Source organism: Kocuria oxytropis (genome assembly GCF_040981195.1).
Taxonomy (GTDB): Bacteria; Actinomycetota; Actinomycetes; order Actinomycetales; family Micrococcaceae; genus Kocuria; species Kocuria oxytropis.
Window position 1 is genome coordinate 1 of record NZ_JAVFXA010000043.1, and the last position, 1,910, is coordinate 1,910.

The 1,910-nt window shown below is 72.0% G+C and carries 1 protein-coding gene; it reads right to left on the reverse strand.

Annotated features, from left to right (window positions below):
* Positions 1-1,889, reverse strand: a 1,889-nt coding sequence (locus QYM41_RS17455; protein WP_368801040.1) for a pyruvate carboxylase, incomplete at its 3' end; no start/stop codon positions are given.
* Between the last annotated feature and the right edge of the window lie 21 nt (positions 1,890-1,910).

Here is a 1,910-nt window from a genome sequence, read left to right on the forward strand (position 1 = left end):
ACGGTGTTGCGCCCGCGCAGCAGCATCTGGATCGGGATGTTCGGCATCGCCTCGCGCAGCAGTCGCAGCCGCTCCCACGGGTCCTCCCCGAGGAACCGCAGCGCCACGTCGTAGGTCGCCCCGCCCCAGGCCTCCACCGACAGCAGCTGCGGCAGCGTGTGGGCGTAGGCCGGGGCCGCCGCCAGCAGGTCACGGGTCCGCACCCGCGTGGCCAGCAGCGACTGATGGGCGTCCCGGAACGTCGTGGAGGTCACCGCCACGGCCTGCTGCTCCCGCAGCGCGGCCGCGAAGCCCTCGGGGCCCAGCTCGAGCAGCTTCTGCCGCCAGCCGTCCGGCGGGGTGTGCTCGGAGGGCCCGTCGAAGGGCGAGCGGAACGGCTCGTCCTGCTTGTCGCCCGGGTAGTGGGGCAGCTTGGTGCGCGGGTCGATGCCCTCCACCCGCTCCCCGTGGGGCCGGTTCACGGTGACCTCGGCCAGCCAGGTCAGGGCCTTGGTGGCCCGGTCCCCGGAGGTGCGGGCCTCCAGCAGCTCGGGGCGGCGCTCGATGAAGTCCGTGGCCACGTCGCCGGCCAGGAACTCCGGGTCGGCCAGCACGGCCTGCAGGAACTGGATGTTGGTGGCCACCCCGCGGATCCGGAACTCCGCCAGGGCCCGCTGGGACCGGTGCACCGCGGTCGGGTAGTCCCGGCCCCGGCAGGTGAGCTTGACCAGCATCGAGTCGAAGTGCGGAGAGATCTCCGCCCCCGCGTAGACCGTGCCCCCGTCCAGGCGCACCCCGGCACCACCGGCGGAGCGGTAGGCGGAGATCTTCCCCACGTCCGGGCGGAACCCGTTGGCCGGGTCCTCCGTGGTGATCCGGCACTGCAGCGCCGCACCCCGCACGCGCAGGTCCTCCTGGGCGATGCCCAGGTCCGCCAGGGTCTCCCCCGACGCGATCCGCAGCTGGGACTGGACGAGGTCGACGTCGGTGATCTCCTCCGTGACCGTGTGCTCCACCTGGATCCGCGGGTTCATCTCGATGAACACGTGCTGGCCGGCCCGCTCCCCGGCGGTGTCCACCAGGAACTCCACGGTGCCGGCGTTGACGTAGCCCAGCTCCTTCGCGAACTTCACCGCGTCCCGGTGCAGCGCCTGGCGGATGTCCTCGTCGAGGTTCGGGGCCGGGGCGATCTCGATCACCTTCTGGTGCCGGCGCTGCAGCGAGCAGTCGCGCTCGAACAGGTGCACCATCCCGCCGTCGTGGTCGGCGAGGATCTGCACCTCGATGTGGCGGGGCCGGAGCACGGCCTGCTCCAGGAAGACGGTGGGGTCGCCGAAGGCGGTGTCGGCCTCGCGCATCGCGGCCGCCAGGGCCTCCGGCAGCGCCTCGGGGGTCTCCACCCGGCGCATGCCGCGGCCGCCGCCACCGGCCACCGCCTTCACGAAGATGGGGAACCCGATGCCCGCCGCCTGCGCCAGCAGCTCCTCGGGGTCCGCCGAGGGCTCCGTGGAGGCCAGCGTCGGGATCCCCGCCCGCTTCGCCGCCTTCAGCGCCTCCACCTTGTTCCCGGCCAACTCCAGGATCTCGGCCCGCGGACCCACGAACGTGATGCCCTCCCGGGCCGCGGCCCGGGCCAGGTCCGGGTTCTCCGACAGGAAGCCGTAGCCGGGATAGATCGCATCCGCCCCGGACTCCTTGGCCACCCGCACGATCTCCTCGACATCCAGATACGCCCGCACCGGGTGGCCCTCCTCCCCGATCCGGTACGCCTCATCAGCCTTCTGCCGGTGGATCGAATTGCGATCCTCGTACGGGAACACCGCCACCGTCTTCGCACCCAGCTCGTACGCCGCACGGAAAGCACGGATCGCGATCTCACCACGATTGGCCACCAGGATCTTGGAGAACATCAACACCCGTTCCGCACCCGG